Source organism: Rhodococcus sp. NPDC056960 (assembly GCF_042674125.1).
Lineage (GTDB): Bacteria > Actinomycetota > Actinomycetes > Mycobacteriales > Mycobacteriaceae > Rhodococcus_F.
Genome location: NZ_JBHURF010000003.1, coordinates 277,404 through 301,187 on the forward strand (window position 1 = coordinate 277,404; position 23,784 = coordinate 301,187).

Genomic DNA, 23,784 nt, shown 5'->3' on the forward strand with positions numbered 1-23,784 from the left:
CCGTGACCACCGACCAACCCATACCCTGGCTGACCGTGGCCGGTCTCGTGGCGGCCGCGGTCGCGACGGTGGCGATCGGCATCTACGGAGTGCGATTGGCGCGCACCACCTCCGACTTCCTCGTCGCGTCCCGCAGCGTCGGCCCCCGGTGGAACGCCGCCGCGATCTCCGGCGAGTACCTCTCGGCCGCATCCTTTCTCGGGGTCGCCGGCCTCATCGCGAAATACGGCGCCGACGCCCTCTGGTATCCGATCGGATTCACGGCCGGGTACCTCGGTCTGCTGCTCTTCGTCGCGGCGCCACTGCGGCGGTCCGGCGCGTACACGGTGCCCGACTTCGCCGAGTTCCGGCTCGGCTCCCGCCGGATCCGCACCCTTGCCATGCTCGTCGTCGCCGTCGTCTGCGCGCTGTACCTCGTCCCGCAACTCCAGGGGGCCGGGCTCACTCTGAACATTCTTCTGGGCGTGCCGAGTTGGGTCGGGGCCGTCGTCGTCGGAATCATCGTGATCGCCAACGTCGTCGGCGGCGGCATGCGGTCGATCACGTTCGTGCAGGCCTTCCAGTACTGGCTCAAACTCACCGCGGTCGCGATCCCGGCGCTGGTGCTGTCGGTGTACTTCTTCGCCGACCAGCACGAACTCGGGTCGGCCGCGCCGCCCACCGTGAGCGAGCAGACCACCGTCGACATCACCACCGACGTCGTCGTCCAGGTGTCCGCGCCGGTCACGGTCGGCGGGTCGGGGACGATCGACGGCGTCGAGGCGACCGGTGACGTCCGGCTCGAACCGGGTGAGCACCACCTCGGCGAGGGCACCACGATGACCCTCGAGGCGGGCGTCCCCGTGCCCGTGGTCGCGGGCGCACCCGCCGACAACGCCGACTGGATCGCCCCCGGCTGGGGATTCGGCGGCGAACACCCCATGTACCAGGTGTATTCACTGATCCTCGCCACGTTCCTCGGCACGCTCGGGCTGCCGCACGTGCTGGTCCGTTTCTACACGAACCCCGACGGTCGGGCCGCCCGGCTGACGTCGCTGGCCGTGGTCGGGTTGCTCGGGGTGTTCTACCTGTTTCCCACACTGCTCGGGGTGTTCGCGCGGTTGTACGTGCCGCAACTGCTCATCACCGGCACGTCCGACGCCGCGGTCCTGCTGCTGCCCGGCTCCGTGATCTCCGGGTGGGCCGGGCAACTCCTCGCCGCACTGGTCGCGTCCGGGGCCATCGCCGCGTTCCTGTCCACGTCGTCGGGCCTGCTCGTCAGTATCGCCGGCGTGCTCAGCACCGACGTCCTGCGCGGGCGGATCCGGGACTTCCGGATCGCCGCCGTCCTGGCCGGGGCGGTGCCGCTGGTGCTGTCGCTGGCGGTGACGTCGCTGGATCTGTCGCGGACCGTGGGGCTGGTGTTCGCGGTCGCGGCGTCGACGCTGTGCCCACTGCTCGTGCTCGGGATCTGGTGGCGTGGCCTGACCGCCGCCGGGGCGGGTGCCGGGATGGTCGCGGGCGGGCTCGTCGCCGGCTGCGCCGCCGGTGTGTCGGTGTTCGGCGGGTTCACCGTCGACGTCTGGAACGGCTGGCCCGCCGCGATGGTCGCGTACCCGGCCGCCGTCAGCGTTCCGCTGGCCTTCGCCACGATGGTGCTGGTCAGCAAAGCAACGCGCAGGCAGGTCCCTGCCGATGTCGGCCGCATCTTTACCCGCATGCACGCCCCCGAACGCCTCGGCGTCGGCTCCGACCGCGAGAGGGAGCTCCGCTCCCCGTGAGCCTTTTTGGTAGCTCCCGCAACCAGAAAGGCGCACGGGGCGGAGCCGCTTGTCGCGGTCGGGTGACCGTTCGGCGCACAGTCCGGCAGCTCGCCGTGTGACTGACGCCACAGGCTATTTCTGTGATTCAACTCTCACTAACGTCGGCACCCAGATCACTCACACGCGACCAAGGAGTCTGCAGTGACCACAGCCGACCTCAGTGAGGGCGCACCGCAGAAGCGGTGCACCCCTGATGCGCAAGCCTTCGTAGACATGCAGGCGAGCCCGGAGTTCCAGGAGTTGCGACACCGCCTGCGTAGCTTCGTCTTCCCGATGACGGCGTTCTTCCTCGCCTGGTACGCGGCATACGTGCTGCTGGCCACGTACGCGCCCGAGTTCATGGCCACCAAGGTGATCGGCAACATCAACCTGGGAATCATCCTCGGTCTCGGCCAGTTCGTGACCACGTTCGTGATCACCGCGCTGTACGTCAAGTTCGCGAACCGGGAACTCGACCCCCGCGCCGCCGCCATCCGTGAAGAGCTGGAAGGACCCGTCAAGTGATCACCACGCTCGCGGCCGGCACCGACGTCGGCAACCCGCTCCTCAACATCGCCATCTTCGTGGCGTTCGTCGTGATCACCATGACCATCGTGATCCGGGCGAGCCGTACCACCAAGAAGGCCTCCGACTTCTACACCGGCGGCGGCCAGTTCTCCGGTCCGCAGAACGGTTTCGCCATCGCGGGCGACTACCTGTCGGCCGCCTCGTTCCTCGGTATCGCCGGTGCCATCGCGGTGTACGGGTACGACGGCTTCCTGTACTCGGTCGGCTTCCTCGTCGCCTGGCTGGTGGCTCTGCTGCTGGTCGCGGAACTGTTGCGCAACACCGGCCGGTTCACGATGGCGGACGTACTGAGCTTCCGGCTGAAGCAGCGCCCCGTGCGGATGGCCGCGGCGCTGTCCACGCTCGTGGTCTCGCTGTTCTACCTCCTCGCGCAGATGGCCGGTGCCGGCGGACTCGTCGCCCTCCTGCTGAACATCGACGGCAAGGTCGGCCAGGGCATCGTCGTCGCGGTCGTGGGTGTGCTGATGATCGTGTACGTGCTGATCGGCGGCATGAAGGGCACCACCTACGTGCAGATGGTCAAGGCGGTCCTGCTCGTGGCCGGTGCGGGCATCATGTTCTTCCTCGTGCTGTTCGCGGTGCGCGGCAACTTCTCCCAGCTGCTCGCCGACGCCCAGGCGACGGTCAGCGGTTCCGCGAACGAGGCGATCGCCAGTCGCGACATCCTCGCCCCCGGCGCCAAGTACGGCATCAGCTCGATGAGCAAGCTCGACTTCATCTCGCTCGGAATCGCTCTGGTCCTCGGCACCGCGGGTCTGCCGCACGTGCTGATGCGCTTCTACACCGTCCCCACCGCCAAGGAGGCTCGCCGCTCGGTCACCTGGGCGATCGGACTGATCGGCGCGTTCTACCTGTTCACCCTGGTGCTCGGCTACGGTGCGGCGAAGATGGTCGGCCCCGACGTCATCCTCGCGGCGCCCGGTAAGGAGAACGCGGCGGCGCCGCTGCTCGCGTTCGAACTGGGCGGCACCATCTTCCTCGCGATCATCTCCGCGGTCGCGTTCGCGACCATCCTCGCGGTGGTGGCGGGGCTCGCGATCACGGCGTCCGCGTCGTTCGCCCACGACATCTACGCCAGCGTCATCAAGCGCGGACACGCATCGGAGGAGTCCCAGGTGCGGGTCTCGCGGATCACGGTGGTCGTGATCGGTCTCGTGTCGATCGTCCTCGGGATCCTCGCGATGGGCCAGAACATCGCCTTCCTGGTGGCGCTCGCCTTCGCCGTGGCCGCATCGGCCAACCTGCCGACGCTGCTGTACTCGTTGTTCTGGAAGAAGTTCAACACCACCGGCGCGCTGTTCAGCATCTACGGCGGCCTGATCAGCTGCCTGCTGCTGATCGTGTTCTCCCCGGCCGTGTCCGGCAAGGCATCGTCGATGTTCCCGAACGCCGACTTCGACCTCTTCCCGCTCGCCAACCCGGGCATCGTCTCCATCCCGCTGGCGTTCGTGCTCGGCATCGTCGGCACCTACATCGGCCGGCGCAAGGCGGAGGACCCCGCCAAGCAGGCCGAGATGGAGGTCCGGTCGCTCACCGGTGTCGGTGTGGAGAAGGCCGTCTCGCACTAGTGCTGCGCTCGTGAGTACTTGTCAACCGCCCGCGGTTGACTAGTACTCACGGCCGTAGGCTGCAGGGATGGCGAAACTCACGGTCAAGACCGATGTTCCCCTCAGCCCCCAGGACACCTGGGAGAAGGCCTCGAATCTGCGGGACTTCGACAAGTGGTTCGTCGTCCACGACGGCTGGCGCGGCGAGCTCCCCGAGACCCTCACGGCGGGTACCGAAATCAGTTCCGTGGTCACGGTCAAGGGGCTCCGCAACCGCGTGAAGTGGACGATCAAGGAGTACGACGCCCCGAACCGCATCGTGCTCAAAGGTGACGGCAAGGGTGGCGTGAAGCTCGGACTGGTGCTCGACGTCAAGGCGAAGGGCGACGCCTCCGAGGTCGCGTTCACCATCGAACTCGGTGGCGCGCCCCTGTTCGGGCCCATCGGCTCCGGCGTCGCGAAGGCGCTGAAGGGCGATATCGAGAAATCGCTGCAGACGTTCGTCGAGCTGTACGCCTGATCAGTCGAGGACGTGCGCGCCGCCGGTGTCGGTGATCCACTCGGCGGCAAGCGCGTCCAGCGTCCCGTCGGCGTAGAGGGAGTCGACGGCGGCGGAGACGCACGCGGTGAGCGGGCTGTTCTTCTCCAGCACGAGGCCGAAGAATTCGGTGACGGCGTTGGGGCGCGGGAATTGGCCGACGAGGACGCTGTCCTTCACCTCGTTGGCGGTGATCTGGAATCCGGTCGGGATGTCCACCACCAACGCGTCGATGGCGCCGGCGGCCAGCGCGGCCTTGGCGTCGTCGGTGGTGGTGAAACTGACCGGCGCCTGGCGGGGCTGCACGGTCTGGGTGATGGCGTCGAAACTCGTGGAACCCACCTGCGCCCCGAGACGGAACGGCGCGAGGTCGGCGAGCGATTTGGCCCGCGCGGCGGGAGAATTCTTCAGCGCCAACACCGACTGCGTGACAGCGTAGTACGGCGAGCTGAAGTCGACCGTCTCGCGCCGGGTGTCGACGATCGTGAACTGGTCGATGGCGAAATCGAAGTCCTTCGGACCGGCCGCCAGCGCATCGTTGAACGCGACGGTCTCGAACTGCACCTGATCCGGACCGTATCCGAGCTTCTCGACCACCTCACGGGCCACGGCGCCCTCGTAGCCCTTGCCGTTGGACGGGTCGCCGTCGACGAACCACGGTTGGTACGACGGACTGTCGGTCGCGATGGTGAACACGCCGTCCCGGGCGGTGACGCCGCTGCCCGGGGCGCAGTCGCCGACCGCGCGGGTGGACGGAAGTTTGGTGAACGCTTCGGGAATCGTCGACGCGTCGGCCTGGGTTTCGACGTCCGACGCCGAGTCGGTTGTGCAGGATGCGGCGAGCAGCGTCAGCGCGGCGGATAGGGCGGCGAGAGCTGTCCTTCGTCGGCGGGGCACCCCGTCATCTTGCCTGCCGGGGTGCGATACGGCCACCGAAGGGGCCGCGCGGCGCACAATATGTATGTATTGGCGGAGGGAGGTTCGCGTGCCGACTGCGGGTGCTCGTCAGGTGACGATCGACGGACATCGCCTGTCCCTGACCAATCTCGGCAAGGTCCTCTACCCGGAATCGGGCACGACGAAGGGCGAGGTGATCGACTATTACACGCGTATCGCGGCCGCCATGCTCCCGCACGTCGTCGACCGTCCGGCCACCCGTAAACGCTGGCCCAACGGCGTCGACAGTGAACCGTTCTTCGAGAAGAACCTCGCGGCGTCCGCGCCGGCCTGGCTGGAGCGGCGCGCGCTCGAACATTCGGATCGGTCCGTGCACTATCCGCTCCTGAACTCCGTCGCGGCGCTCGCCTGGGCGGGGCAGCAGGCGGCCCTCGAACTGCACGTGCCGCAGTGGCGATTCGACCACGCGCACCGGGGACCGGCCACCCGCATCGTCTTCGACCTCGACCCCGGACCGGGTATCGGGTTGGCCGAATGCGCGGAGGTGGCCCGCGCGGTGCGGGACCTCGTCGCGAACCTCGGCTGGACGGCGTACCCGGTCACCAGCGGCAGCAAGGGCATTCACCTGTACGTTCCACTCGACCGGAAGCTGGCCGGCTCCGGCGCGTCGACCGTCGCGAAACAAGTGGCGACCGGACTGGAGAAGCTGCGCCCCGAACTCGTCACCGCCACCATGGCGAAGTCGGTGCGCGCGGGCAAGGTCTTCGTCGACTGGAGCCAGAACAATCCGTCCAAGACCACCATCGCCCCGTACTCGCTGCGGGGACGGGCCCAGCCGTATGTCGCGGCGCCGCGCAGCTGGGACGAACTCGACGATCCCGACCTGCGTCAGCTGCGGTTCGAGGAAGTGCTCGAGCGGTGGGAGTCGGACGGCGACCTCCTCGACGGGCTGGATCCGCCGATCGAGAACGACCCGGCCCTCGCCGAGTACCGGCGCAAGCGCGACCCGGGGCGGACACCCGAGCCGATGCCGGACACGGTGCGGCCGGGGGAGGGCAACAGCTTCGTCATCCAGGAACATCACGCCCGGCGCCTCCACTACGACCTGCGTCTCGAACGCGACGGAGTGCTCGCGTCGTGGGCGGTGCCGAAGAACGTGCCGACGACGACGGGGGAGAACCGGCTGGCCGTGCACACCGAGGACCACCCGCTCGAGTATCTGACCTTCTCGGGATCCATCCCCAAGGGTGAGTACGGCGGCGGGGAGATGACCATCTGGGACACGGGCACGTACGACACCGAGAAGTGGCGGGACGACGAGGTGATCGTCCGGTTGCACGGCGAGCAGGTGGACGGCCGGTTCGCGTTGATCCGCACCAAGGGCGATCAGTGGCTGATGCATCTGATGAAGGACCAGACCCCCGGCGGATCGGGGTCGCCGGAGTTGCCGCGCGGACTGTCACCGATGCTCGCCAGTCCCGGCACTCTCGACGGGCTGGATGCCGACGAATGGGCGTTCGAAGGCAAATGGGACGGCATCAGGGTGATCGCCGAGATCGGCGGCGGGCAGCTGAAGCTGACCAGCCGGGCCGGCAACGACAAGACCGGCGACTACGCGCAATTGGGTTGGCTCGCCGAGTCTCTCGGGGACCACGAGGTGGTGCTGGACGGCGAGGTGGTCGCGTTCGACGAGCGCGGTGTCCCCAACTTCGGCCTGCTGCAGCAGGGCAACGAACCGCACTTCCTCGCGTTCGACGTGCTGTATCTCGACGGGGTCTCGTTGCTGCGCAAGAAGTACACCGACCGGCGACGCGTCCTCGAGGCGCTGGCCGCCACAGTGGACGACCTGGTGGTCCCCCCGCTACTGGACGGGTCCGCGCAGGAGGCTCTGGACGAGAGCCGCGGCCGGGGGTGGGAGGGCGTGGTGGCCAAGCGCCGCGAATCCGTCTACCTGCCGGGCAAGCGCGGGTCGAGCTGGATCAAGGTGAAGAACTGGCGCACCCAGGAGGCCGTGATCGGCGGGTGGCGCCGCGGTCAGGGCGGGCGGTCGAGCGGAATCGGATCGGTGCTCCTCGGTGTTCCCGAGGACGGCGGATTGCACTACATCGGACGCGTCGGAACCGGCTTCACCGAACGGGATCTGCAGGAACTCGCGTCCACCCTGAGCCCGCTCGAAACCGACACCACCCCCTTCGTCGACGACCTTCCGACCGCCGACCGCAAGGGTGCCGTGTGGGTCACTCCCACGCTGGTGGCGGAGGTGCGGTTCATGGATTGGACCGGTTCGAGAAGACTGCGGCACCCCAGTTGGCGCGGGCTGCGGGACGACAAGACACCAGCAGAAGTCGAGGTGGAGCAACCGTCATGACCGGTATCCGATTTCAATCGACCCCGGAGAACGAGATTCCCGTCTGCGTGCCGGTCGACGCCGTGCTGGCCCACACCGAGTCGCTCGTGCTGTGGCTGACCGACGTCCACGTGTACAGCTGCGGGGTCGAATTCACGATTCAGGCGCGCAGACCGGAGTCGACGGTCCTGCTGGACATGTTCGGCTTCGGCAAACCCGGTTCCCCACAGAGCAGCGGGCCGTTCCTGTTCGGCGTGGAGTACGCGGACGGCAGCGTGTTCACCAACCTTCCGGGTGCCCGGATGACCGATGGGCTGCACGGCGGAGCGGGCCGCGGTGGGCCCATCACCGGCGACAAGACGTATTTCCTGCAGCCGCTCCCTCCTCCGAAACGGTGGTCGATGATCACGGCGTGGCCGTACTTCGGGGTGCCGGAGTCTCGGATGGACCTCGACTCCGCCGTGTTCGCCGACGCCGCCGAGCGGGTGGAGACACTGTGGCCGGAACCGGCGCACGCGCTCGTCGAGGCGCCGGACGGTGCGCAGCAGCCGCCGCTGGAATTACCGCCAGGCGGCTGGTTCGAATGGGCCCACCGACGCAGTGTCGAATGAACCGGGCGGGTGGGGTGTGGGGACGTGCAGGGACGGGGGCGTGAAGATCTTCATGGGGGCGGGCGTCGCGTCCGGGGCCTGGTGTTTCTCGGAGACTCCGACGTCGGAACTCGGCGGCGCCGTGCCCGCGGCGACAGCGATCCCGGCCGCACCGACGACGGAGACGGCGAACGCGGCGCCGGCACCGATCGCGATGCGGGTCTTGGTGTGCGACATGACGTGATCTACCTTCGGTGGGTTCGGTCGATCCGGCTGGGCTGACAAGACAACCTTGCGCCGGATACAGCCCCTTCGACAGGCACCCCAGGGTGCACATCACCCACCCGCCGGAGGTCGAGGGCAAACCTGCACAGAATCTTCACAGGCTCCGACCAGGATCCGCACGTGCGCCCAATACAGTCGGGGAATGAGCCAGAAACGAGTGCTCGTCGTCGACGACGAGGCGACCATCTGCGACGCGGTGGCGGCGCGGTTGCGTGCCGAAGGTTTCGACGTCGTGATGGCGTCGGACGGTCCGGCCGCTGTCTCGGAGTGCGAGGCCTCGTCGCCTGACGTCCTGGTTCTCGACGTGATGCTGCCGGGATTCGACGGTCTGGAGGTCTGCCGGCGGGTCCAGGCGGTGCGTCCGGTGCCGGTGCTCACGGCACACGCCTCGGGTCGACGCCCTCGCCCCGAGGCCCGGACGCCCGGTTGCCCGGTGGGAGTGGGCGTTTCCGCTCGCGCTGCTGGATCTGCTGTTCCTGGGGTTCGTCATCGTGCAGCTGACGGTGTTGTTCGGTGGCAACACCCATGTGCTGACCACGGCAGACCTCACATACGCCGAGTACGCGCGGCAGGGTTTCTGGCAGTTGCTCACCGTGACCGCGCTGACGTTGGTGGTGATCGCTGTCGCGGTCCGGAAGGCGGCGCGCGTCGACGCAGCGGACCGCATCCTCGTGCGGGTGCTGGTCGGCCTGCTCTGCGTGTTGTCGCTCGTCGTCGTGGCGTCGGCGATCCATCGAATGTCGTTGTACGAGAGCCAGTACGGGTACACCCGGTTGCGCCTGACGGTGATGGTGACGGAATTGTGGCTGGGGATCGTGTTCGTGCTGTTGATCGCCGCCGGGGTGCGGTTGTCGGGGTGGTGGTTGCCGCGCGCCGTCCTGGCCTCCGCGGTCGGTGGGGTGCTGATTCTCGCCGCGATCGATCCGGACGCGTATGTGGCCCGGAAGAATGTCGAGCGGTTCGCTGAAACCGGTCGGATCGATGTGAGTTACCTCGGTTCGTTGTCCGTCGACGCCGTCCCCGCCCTCGATCGCCTGCCCGAGCCGGAACGGTCGTGCGCATTGCACCGCCTCGATCGGCAGGTCGAGGACGGGTCGGCGTGGTACGAGTACAACGCCGCCCGTGATCGCGCGCGGGAGGTCCTGACCGCGCATCCCGTCGGCTCCTGTGATCAGGTTGCGCGCAGCAACCCCTAGAACGGTGGTGGTTCTCCGGGTGAGTGCCGGACGTCCGGCTGTGGCGACCTCTTCCTGCGCCGTGGTCTTCGGTGGAGTTCGATGAGGTAATCGAGGTCGTGTTCGGCGTGGGAGCGTTGGGACATGAGTTCGATGCCGCGAATCCGATTGGTGCCGTGGGTGAGTGTGAGTGCGGCGCCCTCGGGTTCGGTGGCAATGATCTCGCCGCGGGGTGTGGTCCATTCGAGAAGGCCGGCGCCGGTGTGTCGGTAGGTCCACGTTCCGTCCGTCTTGAGCCGGTGATGGCGGCGGCACAGGCAGGCGAGATTCGATTCGACAGTGAGGCCGCCTTTTTCGGGCTGTTCGTGGTCGAAGGGGATGATGTGGTCGAGGTCGCAGTTGCGGGCGGGGACCTGGCAGTTGGGGAAACGGCACAGACCGTCGCGGGCGCGTACGAGGCGGGCCAGTGCGGCTCCGGGGGTGTAGGTCGTGGCCGCGCTGTCGGCGGTGGCTGCGATCCAGGCCGGGGGGATACCGGGCCGGCTGGACACGGCACCGACCCCGAGGACTGATCCACCGTTCTCGGCGGTCAGGGTGTGGACGCGCTGGAAGACGCCGTCGGCGGCCAGTGCGCGGGCGGTGTCGGCGTCGATGGGACCGTAGCCGTCGAGGTGGGCGGGGGCGTCGTCGAGACCGAGCAGCGTTCCGGCGTTGATGACGACCTGGATGAGGGGTGCCCTGCGGGTGGCGGGCCGTCCGCTGCGAGTGTGGCAGTGTTCGCTGCGGCAGCGGCAGACGAGTGCGCCGGTGCCGTCGGCCAGCGCGGTGAGTGCATCGGCGCGGCGCTGGGCCAGCGTGCGTGGGTCCATGCTGCAGACGTCGTGGATGGACATCTCGCGCAGGCGCATGCCGATGGTGTGGGCGTCGGCGGCGGGAAGATTTCCGTCGAGGTAGGACATGCCGTTGTCGGCGGGGCGGACGCGGACGTCGCGGTCGGCTGCCGCGAGTTTCGCACGGTGGGGGAGACTGTCCGGGTCGTGTCGGGCGACGAGTCGGCGGCAGCGTGCCCGCAGTTTCGAGGGCGGCAGCGGGCGACCGTCGAGGATCGCGGCTTCGAGGATGTCGAGTTTGTCGTCGCTGGCACCGTCGAGCATGGCGGCGATGACCCGGGTCTGGTCGAGATCGATGTGCCCCGCGGCGAATGCGTCGTGGGTGCCGTGCAGGCGGTGGCGTAGCTCGAGACCGAGTTCGATCCAGGCGGTGGCGGTGGTTTCGTTCATGCCGAGAGCGACGGACAGTTCGACGGAGGCGTGCCTGCCGGAGTGGGCGGGGTTGATGCCGCGGCGTTCGTCTTCGTCCGAGCACAGGTCGTAGAAGTCGGTGAGCGCCATGACCTGTGCGTACTGCGTGCGCGCGAGCACGGCCTTGTGCGCACGCAGGTCTTCGAGCGCGACGATACCCGGTGGTGTCGCGTCTAACTGGCTCTGCGTCAACATCATTCGCCCCCCGTTCATCCAGCCCCCGCTGAACGTCCTTCGATGCTACCGCTACCCACCGACAAGAAACCGGCTCACTCGTCTCGGGCGGTTCTCTGTGATGGTCGTGAGGCGACCGCGCGATCGCGGTCCGCTTTTCCGCGATTCTGTCGGCGGGGATGAATACGCTTCGATTCCCACTCGACGAAGGCGGCACCGATGGATGACTTCATCTACGACGAAGAAATGTACTGATTGCCATCGCCCTGACCTGGCGCTCGGCTGCGCATACGGATGGAATTGGTATCTGGCGTCGATCCCCTTCACTCGGCTCGCTCGGGCCCGGGTTCGTGATTCTCACGTACATGAAGGAATGGCGAAGAGCGTAGACCGCATTCAAGGCACTCGAGGTGCCGGCAGCGTTGACAACCTTTCTCGATGCCGTCGAGGAGGAAGGTGGCGCAGCAGGAAGACCCGATGGTGGCGGCGTCTACGTTGAAAGGGTTCGTTAGTTCCGCCCAGCGTCGAACCGCAGTAAAATAACGACTGGTTCCGATGGTTGTCGCGTCGAACGCGCCAGATGTGCGGGAGTTCGAGAACTTCCTGCCCGCAGACTTCGTGTGAAGCCTGCGCCCATGCACATTCCGCAATCGAGCGACAACCAAAGGCAACCAGATGAGAAAACATCGCAAATCCACGGAACGACGAGGTTGGATCAATAAGGCCACGCAGTACGCCAAATTGATATCGGCACTAGTGGGAACGAGCGTCGCGTTGATACACCTACTCGACGTGTTTAGAAGCGCTGGGGTCGGGGGCTAGCCGAGCTAGCTCAACCAATTCGCTCGTGCGGGGCGTCCACGGTGTGGGCGCCCCATTCTGTTATCGGACTTTCCGAGAGCGGGGCGGGCTCGGCGCCGTTCGTGCGTCGCCTCGCGGTGAGTCGAAGTGCCCTCGGCAGGATTCGAACCTGCGACCTACCCTTTAGGAGAGGGTTGCTCTATCCCCTGAGCTACGAAGGCGCGGCATGCGCTGGGCGCACACCGAGGTGAGTGTAGCGGGAGTGGTGGTGCTCCCGCGATGGGGAGGGCATGGTTGTCGCAGATGTTCTGGTGGTGACGACGGAACGGGAGACGCATATGTCCGAGATCGACTTGACCGACCTCGCTGCACGGCACGACGGTTCGCTGAATTTGCACGGCTATCTGGCGAGGCCGTCGGGTGCGGGTCCGTGGCCGGGGGTGGTGATGGTGCACGAGGCGTTCGGGTTGGACGATGTGATGCGCCGGCAGGCCGACAGGCTGGCGGAATCGGGGTTTTTGACGGTGGCGCCGGATTTGTTCAGTGCGGGCGGCGCGCGCCGATGCCTGGTGTCGACGATGCGGGCGATGCTGTCGGGTAGGGGCCGGGCGTACGGGGACATCGAGGCCGCGCGTCAGTGGTTGGCCGGTTCGCCGGACTGCACCGGGAAGATCGGCGTGATCGGGTTCTGCATGGGCGGCGGGTTCGCGCTGATGACGTTGCGCACGGGGTTCGACGCGGCGGCCCCGAACTACGGGGTTCTGCCGCGTGACCTGGATGCGGCGGTGGCGGGTGCGTGCCCGGTGGTGGCCAGTTACGGCGGGAAGGACTTCGCCCTGCGGAACTCGGCAGCCAAGTTGGAGTCGGCACTGACCCGGGCCGGTGTGGTCCACGATGTGAAGGAGTATCCGACGGCCGGCCATACGTTCCTGAACGACGAACTGGCCGGACCGAAGGTGATGCGTCCCCTGATGAAGGTCACGGGGATGGTGCCCGATCCGGAAGCCGCCGCCGATGCGTGGACGAGGATCGACGGTTTCTTCGGAGAGCACCTCGGTTGATCAGTGGATGAACTGGCGGGCGCCGGCGGTGGCGTGCCGGTAGTCGAGTCCGCATGCCCGGACCACCTGGCCGAGGCTGAGGTATCCCTCGACGCTCGTGGCCTTGGCGAATTTCCCGTCGGCGCGCACCGCGACGGTGACGCTGGACGCGACGGAGTCGACCCGGGCGAGTTCGTACTCGTCGACGCCGTCGGCGGCCTGAGCCACGCAGGTGACAGCGCCCTGGGCGTATGCGATCTCGATCAGGTCGTCGATCATGTGCAGGCTCCTCGCCTCGAAGTGACGGACTGAGGTTAGCCTTAGCTACTCGGTTTCTGTCAAGCCCCTCGTCCCCGCATTTCCTCCTCGACGGTGGTCCACGGGCCGTCCCGGCGTAACGTGACCCACGCTTTCGGACGGTGACGGCAAGGACTGAGAAGGGTTGCAGGTGTTCCATGGCTGACCGAACTTCCTCGACGGGCTCGATCGGATCGGGACCGGGTGACGGCTCGGGGACGGCGGGGGAGCCGCATCTCTCCCGGCAGCTCGCCAACCGGCACATCCAGCTGATCGCGATCGGCGGCGCAATCGGAACGGGCCTCTTCATGGGGTCGGGGAAGACGATTTCGCTCGCCGGGCCGTCCGTCATCTTCGTCTACATGATCATCGGCTTCATGCTGTTCTTCGTCATGCGGGCGATGGGCGAGCTGCTGCTGTCGAATCTGCACTACAAGTCGTTCTCCGACTTCACGGCCGATCTGCTCGGCCCCTGGGCCGGGTTCTTCACGGGGTGGACGTATTGGTTCTGCTGGATCGTCACCGGCATCGCCGACATCATCGCGATCTCGGGATACGTGCGGTACTGGTGGCCCGACCTCCAGTTGTGGATCCCGGCGCTCGTGGCCATCGCGGCGCTGCTGTTGCTGAACCTGCCGACCGTGCGGGCGTTCGGTGAGACCGAGTTCTGGTTCGCGCTGATCAAGATCATCGCCATCCTCAGCCTCATCGTCGTCGGACTCGTCATGGTGTTCACCCACTTCACCTCGCCCAACGGGGCGGAGGCCGGGTTCGACAACCTGTGGAACGACGGCGGCATGTTCCCGACCGGCGCGATGGGCTTCGTCGCCGGCTTCCAGATCGCGGTGTTCGCGTTCGTGGGAATCGAGCTCGTCGGCACCACGGCGGCCGAGGCGAAGGACCCGGAGAAGAACCTGCCGAAGGCGATCAACTCCATCCCGGTCCGCATCCTGCTGTTCTATGTTGTGTCGCTGATCGTGATCATCTCGGTCACGCCGTGGCGCGAGGTCGTGCCCGGCGAGAGCCCGTTCACCGCGATGTTCACCCTGGCCGGTCTGGGGATCGCGGCGGGCGTCATCCAGTTCGTGGTGCTGACGTCGGCGGCGTCCTCGGCGAACTCGGGGATCTACTCGACGTCCCGGATGGTTTACGGCCTCGCGCAGGAGGGCGACGCCCCGGCCCGGTTCGGCAGGCTCAGTTCCCGCAAGGTCCCGGCCAACGCGCTGATGTTCTCCTGCGCCTTCCTGCTGTCGGCGATCGCGCTGCTTTTCTCCGGCGACTCGGTGATCGAGGCCTTCACGACTGTGACGACGATCTCGTCGGTGCTGTTCATGTTCGTGTGGACGATGATCCTGGCCAGCTACATCGTGTACCGGAAGCGTCGCCCCGAACTACACGAGGCCTCGAAGTTCAAGATGCCCGGTGGTGTGGTGATGTGCTGGGTCGTCCTGGCCTTCTTCGTATTCCTGATCTGGGCCCTGATTCAGGAAGACGACACCCTCGAGGCGCTCCTCGTCACCCCGGTATGGTTCATCGTGCTCGGGATCGCGTGGGCGGTGATTCGCCGGCGTGCCCCGCACCGCGCGCGGTATGCCGCGTTCAAGGCCGAACTCGAGGAACGCCAAAGATAAACGTTCGGTAACGGTGGCGCGGACCTATATCGTTTTGTTACATTCTTCGCCAGACAGAGGAGCCTGCCCCGGATGGGGAGAGCTGCAATCCGACGACTGACGAGGTATCAACTGTGGGTTCCCACCATCGGGCGAACGGGTCTTCCGTTCGCTTCGAGATCGATCCGGCCGCGGCGCGTGGACGCCATCGCAATCAGCAGACCGGAGCGGGTGTGGGCATCAAGGCCGCCACAGTTGCGGCCGCCACCGGTGCCATCGTGGTCGGTGCGGCGCAACTCGGCGCCGGAAACGCAGCTGCCGCGCCTGTCGACTCCCACGAGACGAGCGGCGCGCAGACCCTGCCGGGTCTGCCGTTCGAGATCCCGGCCGGTGTTCTTCCCGCGGGTGTCGATCTGCCCGCAGACCTCGGCGCCGCGGCCCAGAACCTCGGCGGCCCCGACCTGGGCGCGCAGGCGCAGCAGTGGCTCAACTCCGTCAACCCGGTCAAGCCGCACACGGTGCAGCCGGTGTCGGGCAAGCTGACCTCCGACTTCGGTTCCCGCTGGGGAGCGCACCACGGCGGCATCGACATCGCCGCACCGATCGGCACCTCGGTGCTCGCCGCCGCTGACGGCCAGGTCATCGACGCCGGTCCCGCGTCCGGCTTCGGACTGTGGGTGCGACTGCTGCACGACGACGGAACCGTCACGATCTACGGACACGTCAACGACTACACCGTGAGCGTCGGACAGCGCGTCACCGCCGGGCAGGAAATTGCGCACGTCGGTAACCGCGGCCAGTCCACCGGACCGCACCTGCACTTCGAGGTGCACGACGCGAACGGCAACAAGATCGATCCCGCACGCTGGCTGCAGGAGCGCGGCGTGTCCGTCACCTGGGGCAACGCGGGCGCGAACGCGTAAGGGCCTATTCCGGCTCGAGATCGTCGTCGTTGCGGAACACGAGTGGTCCGCTGTCGAGGGCGATCGCCCAGCGTCGTGACACGGCCCAGTCGCGGCCGTAGGAATCGTTGCTGATGTCCTGGACGCCGGCGAAATCGTCGACGATCACGCCGGCCTCCAGGGGCCATTTCTTCTCGGCCAGTTCGTGATCGGCCGAATGCCGGGTTTTCACCCGCGTGCCCACGGAGAACTCTGGTTTCTTCTTGGAGTCGGTGTCAGGTGTCATCTCGGTCCTTCCGCTCGCCAGCGTCTGGTTCGAGGTTAGTCCGCCATCCCGCATTCGCGCGGGCCGAACGGATATGCTCCCCCGTGAGCGCAGTTCGACGCGCAGTTGGGGAGTGGTATGGGTCGCGAAGTGACGTCTCGGACATTCACCCGAGCAGACCGGCGCCTGTTCCGGCAGAAGGTGCTGCTGTGCGCCGACGCGCTCGAGCGGATGCTTCGGGAGGGTGCGTTCGCCGACGACGTCGACCCGCCGCGGCCGATGCTGGGGATGGAGATCGAGTTCAACCTCGTCCACGCCGACATGACGCCCGCGATGTCGAATCTCGCTGTACTCGAGTCGATCGACGACGACGCCGTGTTCCAGACCGAGCTCGGCCAGTTCAACGTCGAGATGAACGTCCGGCCGGGTCCGCTCGTCGGCGAGGGCACGTTCGAGCTCGAACGCACACTGCGGGCGTCGCTGCACGTCGCCGACGCTCGGATCCACGGGCAGGACGCGCAGCTGGTGATGATCGGCATGCTGCCGACGCTGCAGCTCGAGCACCTCGGTTACGAGTGGATCACCGCGAATCCCCGCTACGAGCAGCTCAACGAACAGATCTTCGCCGCTCGCGGTGAGGACATCGAACTCGACCTCGAGGGTGTGCCGCTTTCGGGCCGGCTCGCCGAACAGCTGAGGGTGGACGCCAACTCGGTGCTCCCGGAGGCCGCGTGCACTTCCCTCCAGTTGCACCTGCGGGTCGCGCCGGACGAGTTCGCCGCCCACTGGAACGCCGCGCAGTGCCTGGCGGGCGCCCAGGTGGCGCTCGCGGCGAACTCGCCGTTCATGGCAGGCAAGGCGTTGTGGCACGAATCCCGCATCCCGATCTTCGAGCAGGCCACCGACACGCGTCCGCTGGAGCTGAAGAACCAGGGTGTGCGGCCGCGCGTGTGGTTCGGCGAGCGGTGGATCACCTCGGTGTTCGACCTGTTCGAGGAGAATTCCCGGTACTTCCCGGCGCTGCTACCCGAGATGTCCGACGTCGACCCGTCGGCGGAACTCGACGCCGGACGGGTGCCCGACCTCAGCGAACTGCAGATGCACAACGGCACCATCTACCGGTGGAACCGGCCGGTCTACGACAGCGACGACGGAAAGCCGCACTTGCGGATCGAGAACCGCGTGCTGCCGGCGGGCCCGACCGTCCTCGACACGATGGCGAACGCCGCGTTCTACTACGGTGCGTTGCGCGGGCTCGTCGAGGCGGAGCAGCCGGTGTGGTCGCAGATGTCGTTCAACGCCGCCGAGGAGAACCTGCACGCCGGCGCGAAGTACGGCATGGACGCCGAACTGTACTGGCCCGGTGTCGGGTTCGCGGGCGCCGGCGAGCTCGTCCTGCGGCGGCTGCTGCCGATCGCAGACGAGGGTCTCGCCGCCTTCGGACTGTCCGCGAAGGCCCGCGACCGCTACCTCAGCGTCATCGAGGGCCGGTGCCTCACCCGGCAGACCGGGGCATCGTGGCAGCGTGCGCAGGTGATCCGGCACGAGGACGCCGGTCTGGGCCGCCCGGAGGCCCTGGCCGCCATGCTGCGTCAGTACGTCGAGAACATGCGCGAGGGGAGCCCCGTTCACACCTGGCCGGTGTGAACGGGTGCGGCCGCCCTCACACTCCGGCGGCCGACCAGCTGTCGGGACCGAAGACCTCGTAGTGAATGTTCTCGGCGGGCACGTCCTTCGCGAGCAGCGCCTCGCGCATGCCGAGCATGAACGGCAGCGGCCCGCACAGGTAGGCCTGGGTGCCGGGCGCGATCGTCACCTCGCCCAGGTCGGCTCGTCCCTCCCGGAGGCTGCCCTCGGGCCTGCGGGCGCCCAGGTCCTCGTACCAGCGATGCATCACCGCGAACGGCAGGCGCTCCACGAGTTCCGTCAGCTCCGCGCGGTGCGCGTGGCTGCTGGCGGAGCGATCGGCGTGGAGCACCGAGATCGGCCGGCCGTCCTCCGTGTCGGCGAGGTGGCTGAGCATCCCGATCATCGGCGTGCACCCGATGCCCGCGGAGACGAGGAGCAGCGGCGCGTCGTCGTCCTGCAGGACGAGATCACCGAACGGTGTCGAGACCTCCACGATGTCCTCTTCGAACACGTTGTGGTACAGGAAATTCGACACCTCGCCCGTTCGTTTCACGGAGATCCGCCAGTCGCCGCCGGACGGTGCCGACGACAGACTGTACTGGCGGATCTGGCGCGCACCGTCCGGCAGGCGAACCGCGACGGAGAGATACTGTCCCGGCGCGAAGGTGGGAAGAGGAGTGCCGTCCACCGAGGTGAGGACGAACGAGACGGTGTCCGCGGACTCGTGCCTGCGCTCGCGAACCCGCACGTTCCGCCACACGTCTCCGGCCGCCACACCCGCCGAGGCGTACAGGCCGGCCTCCATCGAGATCAGCGTCTCGGCCATCAGCCAGTACACCTCGTCCCACGCCGCCGCGACCTCGGGAGTGACGGCGTCACCGAGGACCTCGACGATGGCCGCGAACAGGTGCGTGTGCACGATCGCGTACTGCGAGGGCTCGATTCCCAGTGAGGCGTGCTTGTTCGCGATCCGTGACAGGATCAGGTCGACGCGCGCCTGATCGGGCTCGAGTTGGAGGGCTGCGAACGCGGCGATCGCCCCGGCCAGCGCCTTCTGTTGTTCGCCCTGCTTCTGGTTGCCCCGATTGAACAGGTCGCGCTCGAGTTCGGGGTGCGCGTCGAACATCTTGCGGTAGAAGAGCGTCGTGATGTCCGAGATCGCGGCGCCGACCACGGGCAGGGTGGCGCGGATGACGTCCGTCGAGGTGGGCGAAAGCATGTCAGTCTCCGATCGTTCGAGAAATCTGGGAAGTGGTGGCGGCTACCCGGGGGAGGGCGAGTAGCACGGTTCCGGTGGGGGTCCGGGTGAGATCTTCGATGGTGAGGGCGTCCAGTGAGTCGAAGAATGCGTCCTGCGCGCGCCGGAGCGCCGACCGCAACAGGCAGTTCGACCGCAGCGGGCAGGGGTGTGCGCCGTCGCATTCGACGACCTCCGCATCGCCTTCGAGCCGTCGCGCGAGCCAGCCGACGGACGCGGTGCGCCCGAGTTCGGTGATGGCCAGCCCGCCGGCGCGTCCCCGTCGTGCGTCGACGATGCCCATCTCACCCAGCCGGGTGATCACCTTGGCGGCGTGCGTGTACGACACGGAGAGTTCCTCGGCGATCGCCCTGCTGCCCGGCCGTTCACCGTCCCCGGCGACGGCCAGTCGCATGACGACCCGCAGCCCCAGGTCGGTGAACTGTGTGAGTTGCATGACCCGAACGTACTTTAATTCTCATCTGGAATACCAAATTTGTGACCGACGTCGCTCGACGAAAATGCTCTCGAAAAGCTCAGTGGCCCAGCCCAATTCGACTTGGGTGCACTGCCCCACCCTTTCATCATCGCCGAATCCGGCCGCCACGGCTACGGTCGGAGAGCCCGATTCGGTGGGGACTAAAGTCCCGGATCGAAAGGCGAAGGGCGGCAGACGCGAATCGGACACCGGGGATAGTGTGAAGCCATGAGCACACGGGACCGCAACAGTGTCGTCGTCGGTGTCGACGGATCGGACAGCTCGAAGTCCGCGGTACGGGTGGCGGCCGACCTGGCCACCGAACGCAGCCTGAACCTGAAGATCATCCACGCCCTCGACTTTGCGCCGTACGGGTTCGGCGGCCCCTACATGGATTCGGGCGGCGTGTACGAATGGGTCGAAGCGAGCGGCAAGGCGATCCTCGCCGAGGCACAGGAAGAGGCGTACGCGGTCAATCCCATCATCGACGTGTACACCGAACTGTCGATCGGGAGCAGTGCGCAGTGGCTCGTCGACCTGTCCGAGAACGCCCGGATCGTGGTGGTCGGGGCGTCCGGGTCCGGTGCCGCGGCTACCGCCCTGCTCGGGAACACGGCGATCAACGTCACCAGCCACGCACACTGCCCTGTCGTCGTGGTCCGGGGGGACGCCCACGAGGGCGGGCCCGTCGTCGTCGGTGTCGACGGCAGCCCCACCAGCGAGCGGGCGATCTCGGTGGCCTTCCAGGAAGCGTCGCTGCGGAACGCGCCGTTGGTGGCCGTGCACGTCTGGAGCGACCTCGGGCCGACGGCGTTCGAGGACCCACGGGCCGTGGCCCTGGTCCCGCAGGGTGTCGAGGAGGACGAACACGCCGTCCTCGCCGAGAGCCTCGCCGGCTGGCAGGAGAAATACCCGGACGTGCAGGTCACCCGCGAGGTGTACATCGACAACCCGCGGGCGCGGCTGCTGGAGTGGTCGAAGAAGGCGCAACTGCTGGTGGTGGGCAGTCGGGGCCGCGGCGGTTTCAAGGGAATGCTGCTCGGGTCGACCAGCAACAGCCTGGTCGGCGGTGCGCACTGCCCGGTGGTCGTCGTGAGGCCTGCACGCCCCTGACGCGGTTGCCCGCAGTAGTGTTCTGGACTGAAGAAGAACAGGTTGCAGGAACGCCAGGATTGGGGAACGACGTGCGCATAGGTATGGGCTTGAACTACAGCGGCGGTTTCGCCGAGACGGTGGACGAAGTCGCCGACCTGGAGAAAGCCGGACTCGACATCGCGTTCGTGCCCGAGGCCTACTCGTTCGACGCGGTCAGCCAGATCGGCTACCTCGCCGCCAAGACCACGACGCTCGAACTCGCGTCCGGCATCTTCCAGATCTACACCCGCACGCCGAGCCTGACGGCCATGACGGCAGCCGGCCTCGACTTCGTGTCGAACGGCCGCTTCGTGATGGGCCTCGGCGCGTCCGGACCCCAGGTGATCGAGGGCTTTCACGGCGTCAAGTACGACGCACCCCTCGGGCGTACCCGCGAGGTCGTCGAGATCTGCCGCAAGGTGTGGCGCCGCGAGAAGGTCGAATTCCAGGGCAAGTACTACCAGGTTCCGCTGCCCGCGGAGAAGGGCACCGGGCTGGGCAAGCCGCTGAAGATCATCAACCACCCTGTGCGTGATCGCATCCCGATCGTCATCGCCTCGCTCGGGCCCAAGAACGTAGAGATGACGGCCGAGATCGCCGAGGGCTGGGAACCGATCTTCTATTACCCGGAGAAGGCCGCCGGCGTGTGGGGCGAGCCCCTAGCAAAAGGCAAGGCGAAGCGCGACCCCAGCCTCGGCGAGCTGCAGGTCTTCGCCTCGCCGGCGCTCGCCATCGGCGACGACGTCGAGCACATGCTCGACTGGGTGCGCCCCGGTCTCGCGCTGTACATCGGTGGCATGGGCGCGAAGGGCAAGAACTTCTACAACGACCTCGCGGTCCGGTACGGCTACGAGAAGGAAGCCGAGACCATCCAGGACCTCTACCTGTCGGGCAAGAAGGACGAGGCCGCCGCCGCGGTGCCGGACGAACTGGTGCGGGCCGTGTCCCTGATCGGTCCGGAGAGCTACGTCGCGGAACGGGTGGCCGCGTTCGCCGAATCCGGGGTCACCACCCTCACCGTCACACCGCTCGCCGCGGATCGCGCGGGTCGCGTCGCGTTGGTCGAGAAGCTCCGCAAGATCTGCGGGTAACTCCGCGAACCCCCGCAATACCCAGCCGGAAGAACCAGGAAAGGTGACCATGACCGGAATCAAGCCGATCGTTGTGGGTGTCGACGGATCGGAGTCGGCCTCCGCCGCCGTGGCGTGGGCCGCCCGCGCCGCCGCCGCACTGTCGCTCCCGCTGCACATCGTGACGGTGGTGCACATTCCTTCCTTCTATTACACCGAGCCGTATCTCGCCGAGAGCTTCAAGGAAGAACTCGAGAACACGGCGACGGCCCGGCTGGGCAGTGCTCGGGTGCACGCCACGCAGACGGTGGACGAGCCGCTCGACATCACCACCGAGCAGTTCGAGGGCAAAGTGAGCCAGACTCTCATCGAGCATTCCGCGAACGCGCACATGGTCGTCCTCGGTTCGCGCGGGCACGGTGAGTTCACCGGCCTGCTCGTCGGTTCCACCACGTCCGCGGTCGCCGCGCACGGTCATTGCCCACTCGTGGTCGTGCGGGGGAGGACCCTGGACGGACAGCCGCCGACCGAGGGGCCGATCGTGGTCGGCGTCGACGGTTCGGAGAGCAGCGAGGCGGCGCTGGAAGGGGCGTTCGAGCAGGCCGCCGCCCGCGGGGCCGGCCTGGTCGCGGTCAACGTGTGGAGCGATGTCAGCGTGCAGCCGTCGCTCGGCGCCACCCCGGAAGACCCGCTGTGGAGCAGCATTCAGACCGGTGAAGAGGTGGTGCTGTCGGAGCGTCTCGCCGGGTACCAGGAGCGGTATCCCGACGTGTCGGTCGAACGCGTCGTCGCGCGCGACCGTCCGGTGCGCGTGCTCAGCGAATTCGCGGAGAAGGCGCAGCTGATCGTCGTGGGCAGCCGCGGACGGGGTGGCTTCAAGGGAATGTTGCTGGGCTCCACCAGCAATGCGCTGCTCCACACCGCGGACTGCCCGGTGATGATCGTCCGGCCGGAGAGCTAGCACCCCCGATCCCCCCGGAATGGATGTGCCCGCCGGATTCAGCCTTGGCGCGGCTCCCCGGCAGGAAGTGGTGCACACGACGAACGGCCTTGTGGCCGCGATGTTCGACCGCTTCCTGAAGGGGGCGCCCGCGCCGGCGATCGACGGCGCCGCGTCGCGGTACCCGCTCGCCGTCGAGCTTCGTTAGAGCGCCACGACGCGTTCGCCGCGGCGGGCTTCGCGGGCGAGCGCCCGGTCCCGGGACTCCTCGAAACGAGCGGCCTTGACGTCCAGGCCGTGCACGAAGTCTGCCAGTTCGTCGCGGTACCGTTCACCTTCGGGTCCGAAATCGTTACGTTCGAACATGTTCCACTTCCGCAACACCGGCAGGACGACGTCGTCGAGATGCTGGCGCAGATCGTAGATGCCGCCCTTCGCGATCAGCACGGCGTTGCGCCGGAAGTTGTGCATCCCGGCGCCGGGCATCTGGAAGTTGGTCAGCACCTTGTGGATCGCGGCGATCGCCTGATCGGGTGCGACGTCCAGGGCGGCGCCGACGATGTTGCGGTAGAACATCATGTGCAGGTTCTCGTCGGCCGCCACCCGGGCGAGCATGCGGTCCGCGATCGGATCACCGCAGGCCTTGCCCGTATTCCGGTGCGACACCCGGGTGGCGAGTTCCTGGAACGTCACATACGACACCGAATCGAGCATCGACCCGCCGCCGGGATCGAAACCCTGTGTCATGTGCTCCATTCGAGCGTGCTCGAGCGCCACCGGGTCGACCCCCCGTGTCACGACCAGATAGTCCCGCATCACGATCGAATGCTTGTTCTCCTCCGCGGTCCAGCGGCCCACCCAGGTGCCCCAGGCGCCGTCGAGCGAGAAGTGCTGGGCGATCTCCCGGTGATAGGACGGCAGATTGTCCTCGGTCAGCAGGTTGGTGATCATCGCCGCCCTGGCGGTGTCGCTGAGCTGCGACTGCTCCGGATCCCAGTCCTCGCCGCCCAGCGCGGCGAAGTTGCGGCCGTCGTCCCACGGCACGTAGTCGTGGGGATGCCAGTCCTTGGCCATGGCGAGGTGCCGGTTGACGTTGTCCTCGGCGACGTCCTCGAGTTCGTGCAGCAGTTCGCGGTCCGTGAGTACGCGGCTCACAAG

General features: G+C 67.3%; 22 protein-coding genes, 1 tRNA gene and 2 pseudogenes. 16 read left to right on the plus strand and 9 right to left on the minus strand.

From position 1 onward, the window contains the following. Positions 1 to 2: 2 nt before the first annotated feature. From ACFTWF_RS06505 to ACFTWF_RS06520, 4 genes are all read left to right on the plus strand, one after another. Positions 3 to 1,760, plus strand: a complete 1,758-nt coding sequence (locus tag ACFTWF_RS06505; protein ID WP_378460441.1) for a cation acetate symporter — start codon at positions 3 to 5, stop codon at positions 1,758 to 1,760. A 183-nt stretch (positions 1,761 to 1,943) separates the two neighbouring features. Continuing rightward, positions 1,944 to 2,306 (plus strand): DUF485 domain-containing protein, encoded by a 363-nt coding sequence (locus ACFTWF_RS06510; protein WP_378460442.1) that lies wholly within the window; start codon positions 1,944 to 1,946, stop codon positions 2,304 to 2,306. Then, on the plus strand, positions 2,303 to 3,937 hold the full coding sequence (locus tag ACFTWF_RS06515) for a cation acetate symporter (RefSeq protein ID WP_378460443.1): 1,635 nt from the start codon (positions 2,303 to 2,305) through the stop codon (positions 3,935 to 3,937). Before ACFTWF_RS06510 ends, ACFTWF_RS06515 begins: the two co-directional genes overlap by 4 nt. Before the next feature lie 67 nt (positions 3,938 to 4,004). Beyond that, entirely contained in the window at positions 4,005 to 4,436 is a 432-nt protein-coding gene (locus tag ACFTWF_RS06520; RefSeq protein WP_378460444.1) for an SRPBCC family protein, read from the plus strand. Here ACFTWF_RS06520 and ACFTWF_RS06525 read toward each other — a convergent pair whose 3' ends face one another. Further along, positions 4,437 to 5,351 carry a transporter substrate-binding domain-containing protein gene (locus ACFTWF_RS06525; RefSeq protein ID WP_378460445.1) on the minus strand — a complete coding sequence of 305 codons (915 nt, stop codon included), beginning with the start codon at positions 5,349 to 5,351 and terminating at the stop codon, positions 4,437 to 4,439. Between the two features lie 64 nt (positions 5,352 to 5,415). Here ACFTWF_RS06525 and ACFTWF_RS06530 point away from each other — a divergent pair, with 64 nt between their 5' ends. Both ACFTWF_RS06530 and ACFTWF_RS06535 read left to right on the plus strand, forming a co-directional pair. Further along, entirely contained in the window at positions 5,416 to 7,719 is a 2,304-nt protein-coding gene (locus tag ACFTWF_RS06530; protein WP_378460446.1) for an ATP-dependent DNA ligase, read from the plus strand. Beyond that, positions 7,716 to 8,309: a hypothetical protein gene (locus ACFTWF_RS06535; RefSeq protein ID WP_378460447.1), complete on the plus strand. Its 594-nt coding sequence runs from the start codon at positions 7,716 to 7,718 to the stop codon at positions 8,307 to 8,309. Before ACFTWF_RS06530 ends, ACFTWF_RS06535 begins: the two co-directional genes overlap by 4 nt. Here the strand turns inward: ACFTWF_RS06535 and ACFTWF_RS06540 are convergent. Further along, the gene (locus ACFTWF_RS06540; protein WP_378460448.1) at positions 8,259 to 8,525 is read right to left on the minus strand and encodes a hypothetical protein; all 267 of its coding nucleotides are present in this window, start codon (positions 8,523 to 8,525) and stop codon (positions 8,259 to 8,261) included. The two genes, ACFTWF_RS06535 and ACFTWF_RS06540, sit on opposite strands and share 51 nt — an antisense overlap. Positions 8,526 to 8,715: 190 nt before the next feature. Here ACFTWF_RS06540 and ACFTWF_RS06545 point away from each other — a divergent pair. Further along, positions 8,716 to 9,027: pseudogene (locus ACFTWF_RS06545) on the plus strand (response regulator); the annotation flags it as partial. Continuing rightward, a pseudogene (locus ACFTWF_RS06550) lies at positions 8,951 to 9,769 on the plus strand (DUF4173 domain-containing protein); the annotation flags it as partial. The pseudogenes ACFTWF_RS06545 and ACFTWF_RS06550, both read left to right, overlap by 77 nt. Here the strand turns inward: ACFTWF_RS06550 and ACFTWF_RS06555 are convergent. Then, the gene (locus tag ACFTWF_RS06555) at positions 9,766 to 11,247 is read right to left on the minus strand and encodes a DUF222 domain-containing protein (RefSeq protein WP_378460449.1); all 1,482 of its coding nucleotides are present in this window, start codon (positions 11,245 to 11,247) and stop codon (positions 9,766 to 9,768) included. The pseudogene ACFTWF_RS06550 and the gene ACFTWF_RS06555 sit on opposite strands and share 4 nt — an antisense overlap. Before the next feature lie 925 nt (positions 11,248 to 12,172). After that, a tRNA-Arg gene (locus ACFTWF_RS06560) sits at positions 12,173 to 12,245 on the minus strand. A 69-nt stretch (positions 12,246 to 12,314) separates the two neighbouring features. Here ACFTWF_RS06560 and ACFTWF_RS06565 point away from each other — a divergent pair. Further along, positions 12,315 to 13,085, plus strand: coding sequence for a dienelactone hydrolase family protein (locus tag ACFTWF_RS06565; protein ID WP_378460450.1), 771 nt, complete (start codon positions 12,315 to 12,317; stop codon positions 13,083 to 13,085). Here the strand turns inward: ACFTWF_RS06565 and ACFTWF_RS06570 are convergent, their stop codons facing one another. Further along, complete coding sequence (locus ACFTWF_RS06570) at positions 13,086 to 13,343, minus strand: hypothetical protein (protein WP_378460451.1); 258 nt, start codon at positions 13,341 to 13,343, stop codon at positions 13,086 to 13,088. Positions 13,344 to 13,519: 176 nt separating this feature from the next. Between ACFTWF_RS06570 and cycA the strand changes: the two genes are divergently transcribed. Next, positions 13,520 to 14,992 (plus strand): D-serine/D-alanine/glycine transporter, encoded by a 1,473-nt coding sequence (gene cycA / locus ACFTWF_RS06575; RefSeq protein WP_378460452.1) that lies wholly within the window; start codon positions 13,520 to 13,522, stop codon positions 14,990 to 14,992. A 113-nt stretch (positions 14,993 to 15,105) separates the two neighbouring features. After that, positions 15,106 to 15,894, plus strand: a complete 789-nt coding sequence (locus tag ACFTWF_RS06580; protein ID WP_185725429.1) for a M23 family metallopeptidase — start codon at positions 15,106 to 15,108, stop codon at positions 15,892 to 15,894. Positions 15,895 to 15,898: 4 nt separating this feature from the next. On the opposite strand, the gene ACFTWF_RS06585 is transcribed toward ACFTWF_RS06580, so the two are convergent. Further along, positions 15,899 to 16,159: a hypothetical protein gene (locus ACFTWF_RS06585; protein ID WP_005251602.1), complete on the minus strand. Its 261-nt coding sequence runs from the start codon at positions 16,157 to 16,159 to the stop codon at positions 15,899 to 15,901. A gap of 117 nt (positions 16,160 to 16,276) precedes the next feature. Between ACFTWF_RS06585 and ACFTWF_RS06590 the strand changes: the two genes are divergently transcribed. After that, the gene (locus ACFTWF_RS06590) at positions 16,277 to 17,785 is read left to right on the plus strand and encodes a glutamate-cysteine ligase family protein (protein ID WP_378460453.1); all 1,509 of its coding nucleotides are present in this window, start codon (positions 16,277 to 16,279) and stop codon (positions 17,783 to 17,785) included. A gap of 16 nt (positions 17,786 to 17,801) precedes the next feature. Here ACFTWF_RS06590 and ACFTWF_RS06595 read toward each other — a convergent pair whose 3' ends face one another. Together ACFTWF_RS06595 and ACFTWF_RS06600 are read right to left on the minus strand one after the other, a co-directional pair. Continuing rightward, a complete protein-coding gene (locus ACFTWF_RS06595; RefSeq protein WP_378460454.1) occupies positions 17,802 to 18,986 on the minus strand; it encodes a globin domain-containing protein in 1,185 nt (394 codons plus the stop codon). A gap of 1 nt (position 18,987) precedes the next feature. Beyond that, the gene (locus ACFTWF_RS06600; protein WP_378460455.1) at positions 18,988 to 19,461 is read right to left on the minus strand and encodes an RrF2 family transcriptional regulator; all 474 of its coding nucleotides are present in this window, start codon (positions 19,459 to 19,461) and stop codon (positions 18,988 to 18,990) included. 249 nt (positions 19,462 to 19,710) lie between these two features. On the opposite strand from ACFTWF_RS06600, the gene ACFTWF_RS06605 reads away from it, so the two are divergent. The 4 genes from ACFTWF_RS06605 (at position 19,711) to ACFTWF_RS06620 (ending at position 22,834) form a co-directional block, all read left to right on the plus strand. After that, the gene (locus ACFTWF_RS06605) at positions 19,711 to 20,595 is read left to right on the plus strand and encodes a universal stress protein (protein ID WP_378460456.1); all 885 of its coding nucleotides are present in this window, start codon (positions 19,711 to 19,713) and stop codon (positions 20,593 to 20,595) included. 71 nt (positions 20,596 to 20,666) lie between these two features. Beyond that, the gene (locus ACFTWF_RS06610; protein ID WP_378460457.1) at positions 20,667 to 21,707 is read left to right on the plus strand and encodes an LLM class F420-dependent oxidoreductase; all 1,041 of its coding nucleotides are present in this window, start codon (positions 20,667 to 20,669) and stop codon (positions 21,705 to 21,707) included. Positions 21,708 to 21,756: 49 nt separating this feature from the next. Next, positions 21,757 to 22,647, plus strand: coding sequence for a universal stress protein (locus ACFTWF_RS06615; RefSeq protein WP_378460458.1), 891 nt, complete (start codon positions 21,757 to 21,759; stop codon positions 22,645 to 22,647). A gap of 19 nt (positions 22,648 to 22,666) precedes the next feature. Then, a complete protein-coding gene (locus ACFTWF_RS06620; RefSeq protein ID WP_378460459.1) occupies positions 22,667 to 22,834 on the plus strand; it encodes a hypothetical protein in 168 nt (55 codons plus the stop codon). Here the strand turns inward: ACFTWF_RS06620 and ACFTWF_RS06625 are convergent. Beyond that, positions 22,831 to 23,781: an acyl-ACP desaturase gene (locus ACFTWF_RS06625; protein ID WP_378460460.1), complete on the minus strand. Its 951-nt coding sequence runs from the start codon at positions 23,779 to 23,781 to the stop codon at positions 22,831 to 22,833. The two genes, ACFTWF_RS06620 and ACFTWF_RS06625, sit on opposite strands and share 4 nt — an antisense overlap. Positions 23,782 to 23,784 lie beyond the last annotated feature (3 nt).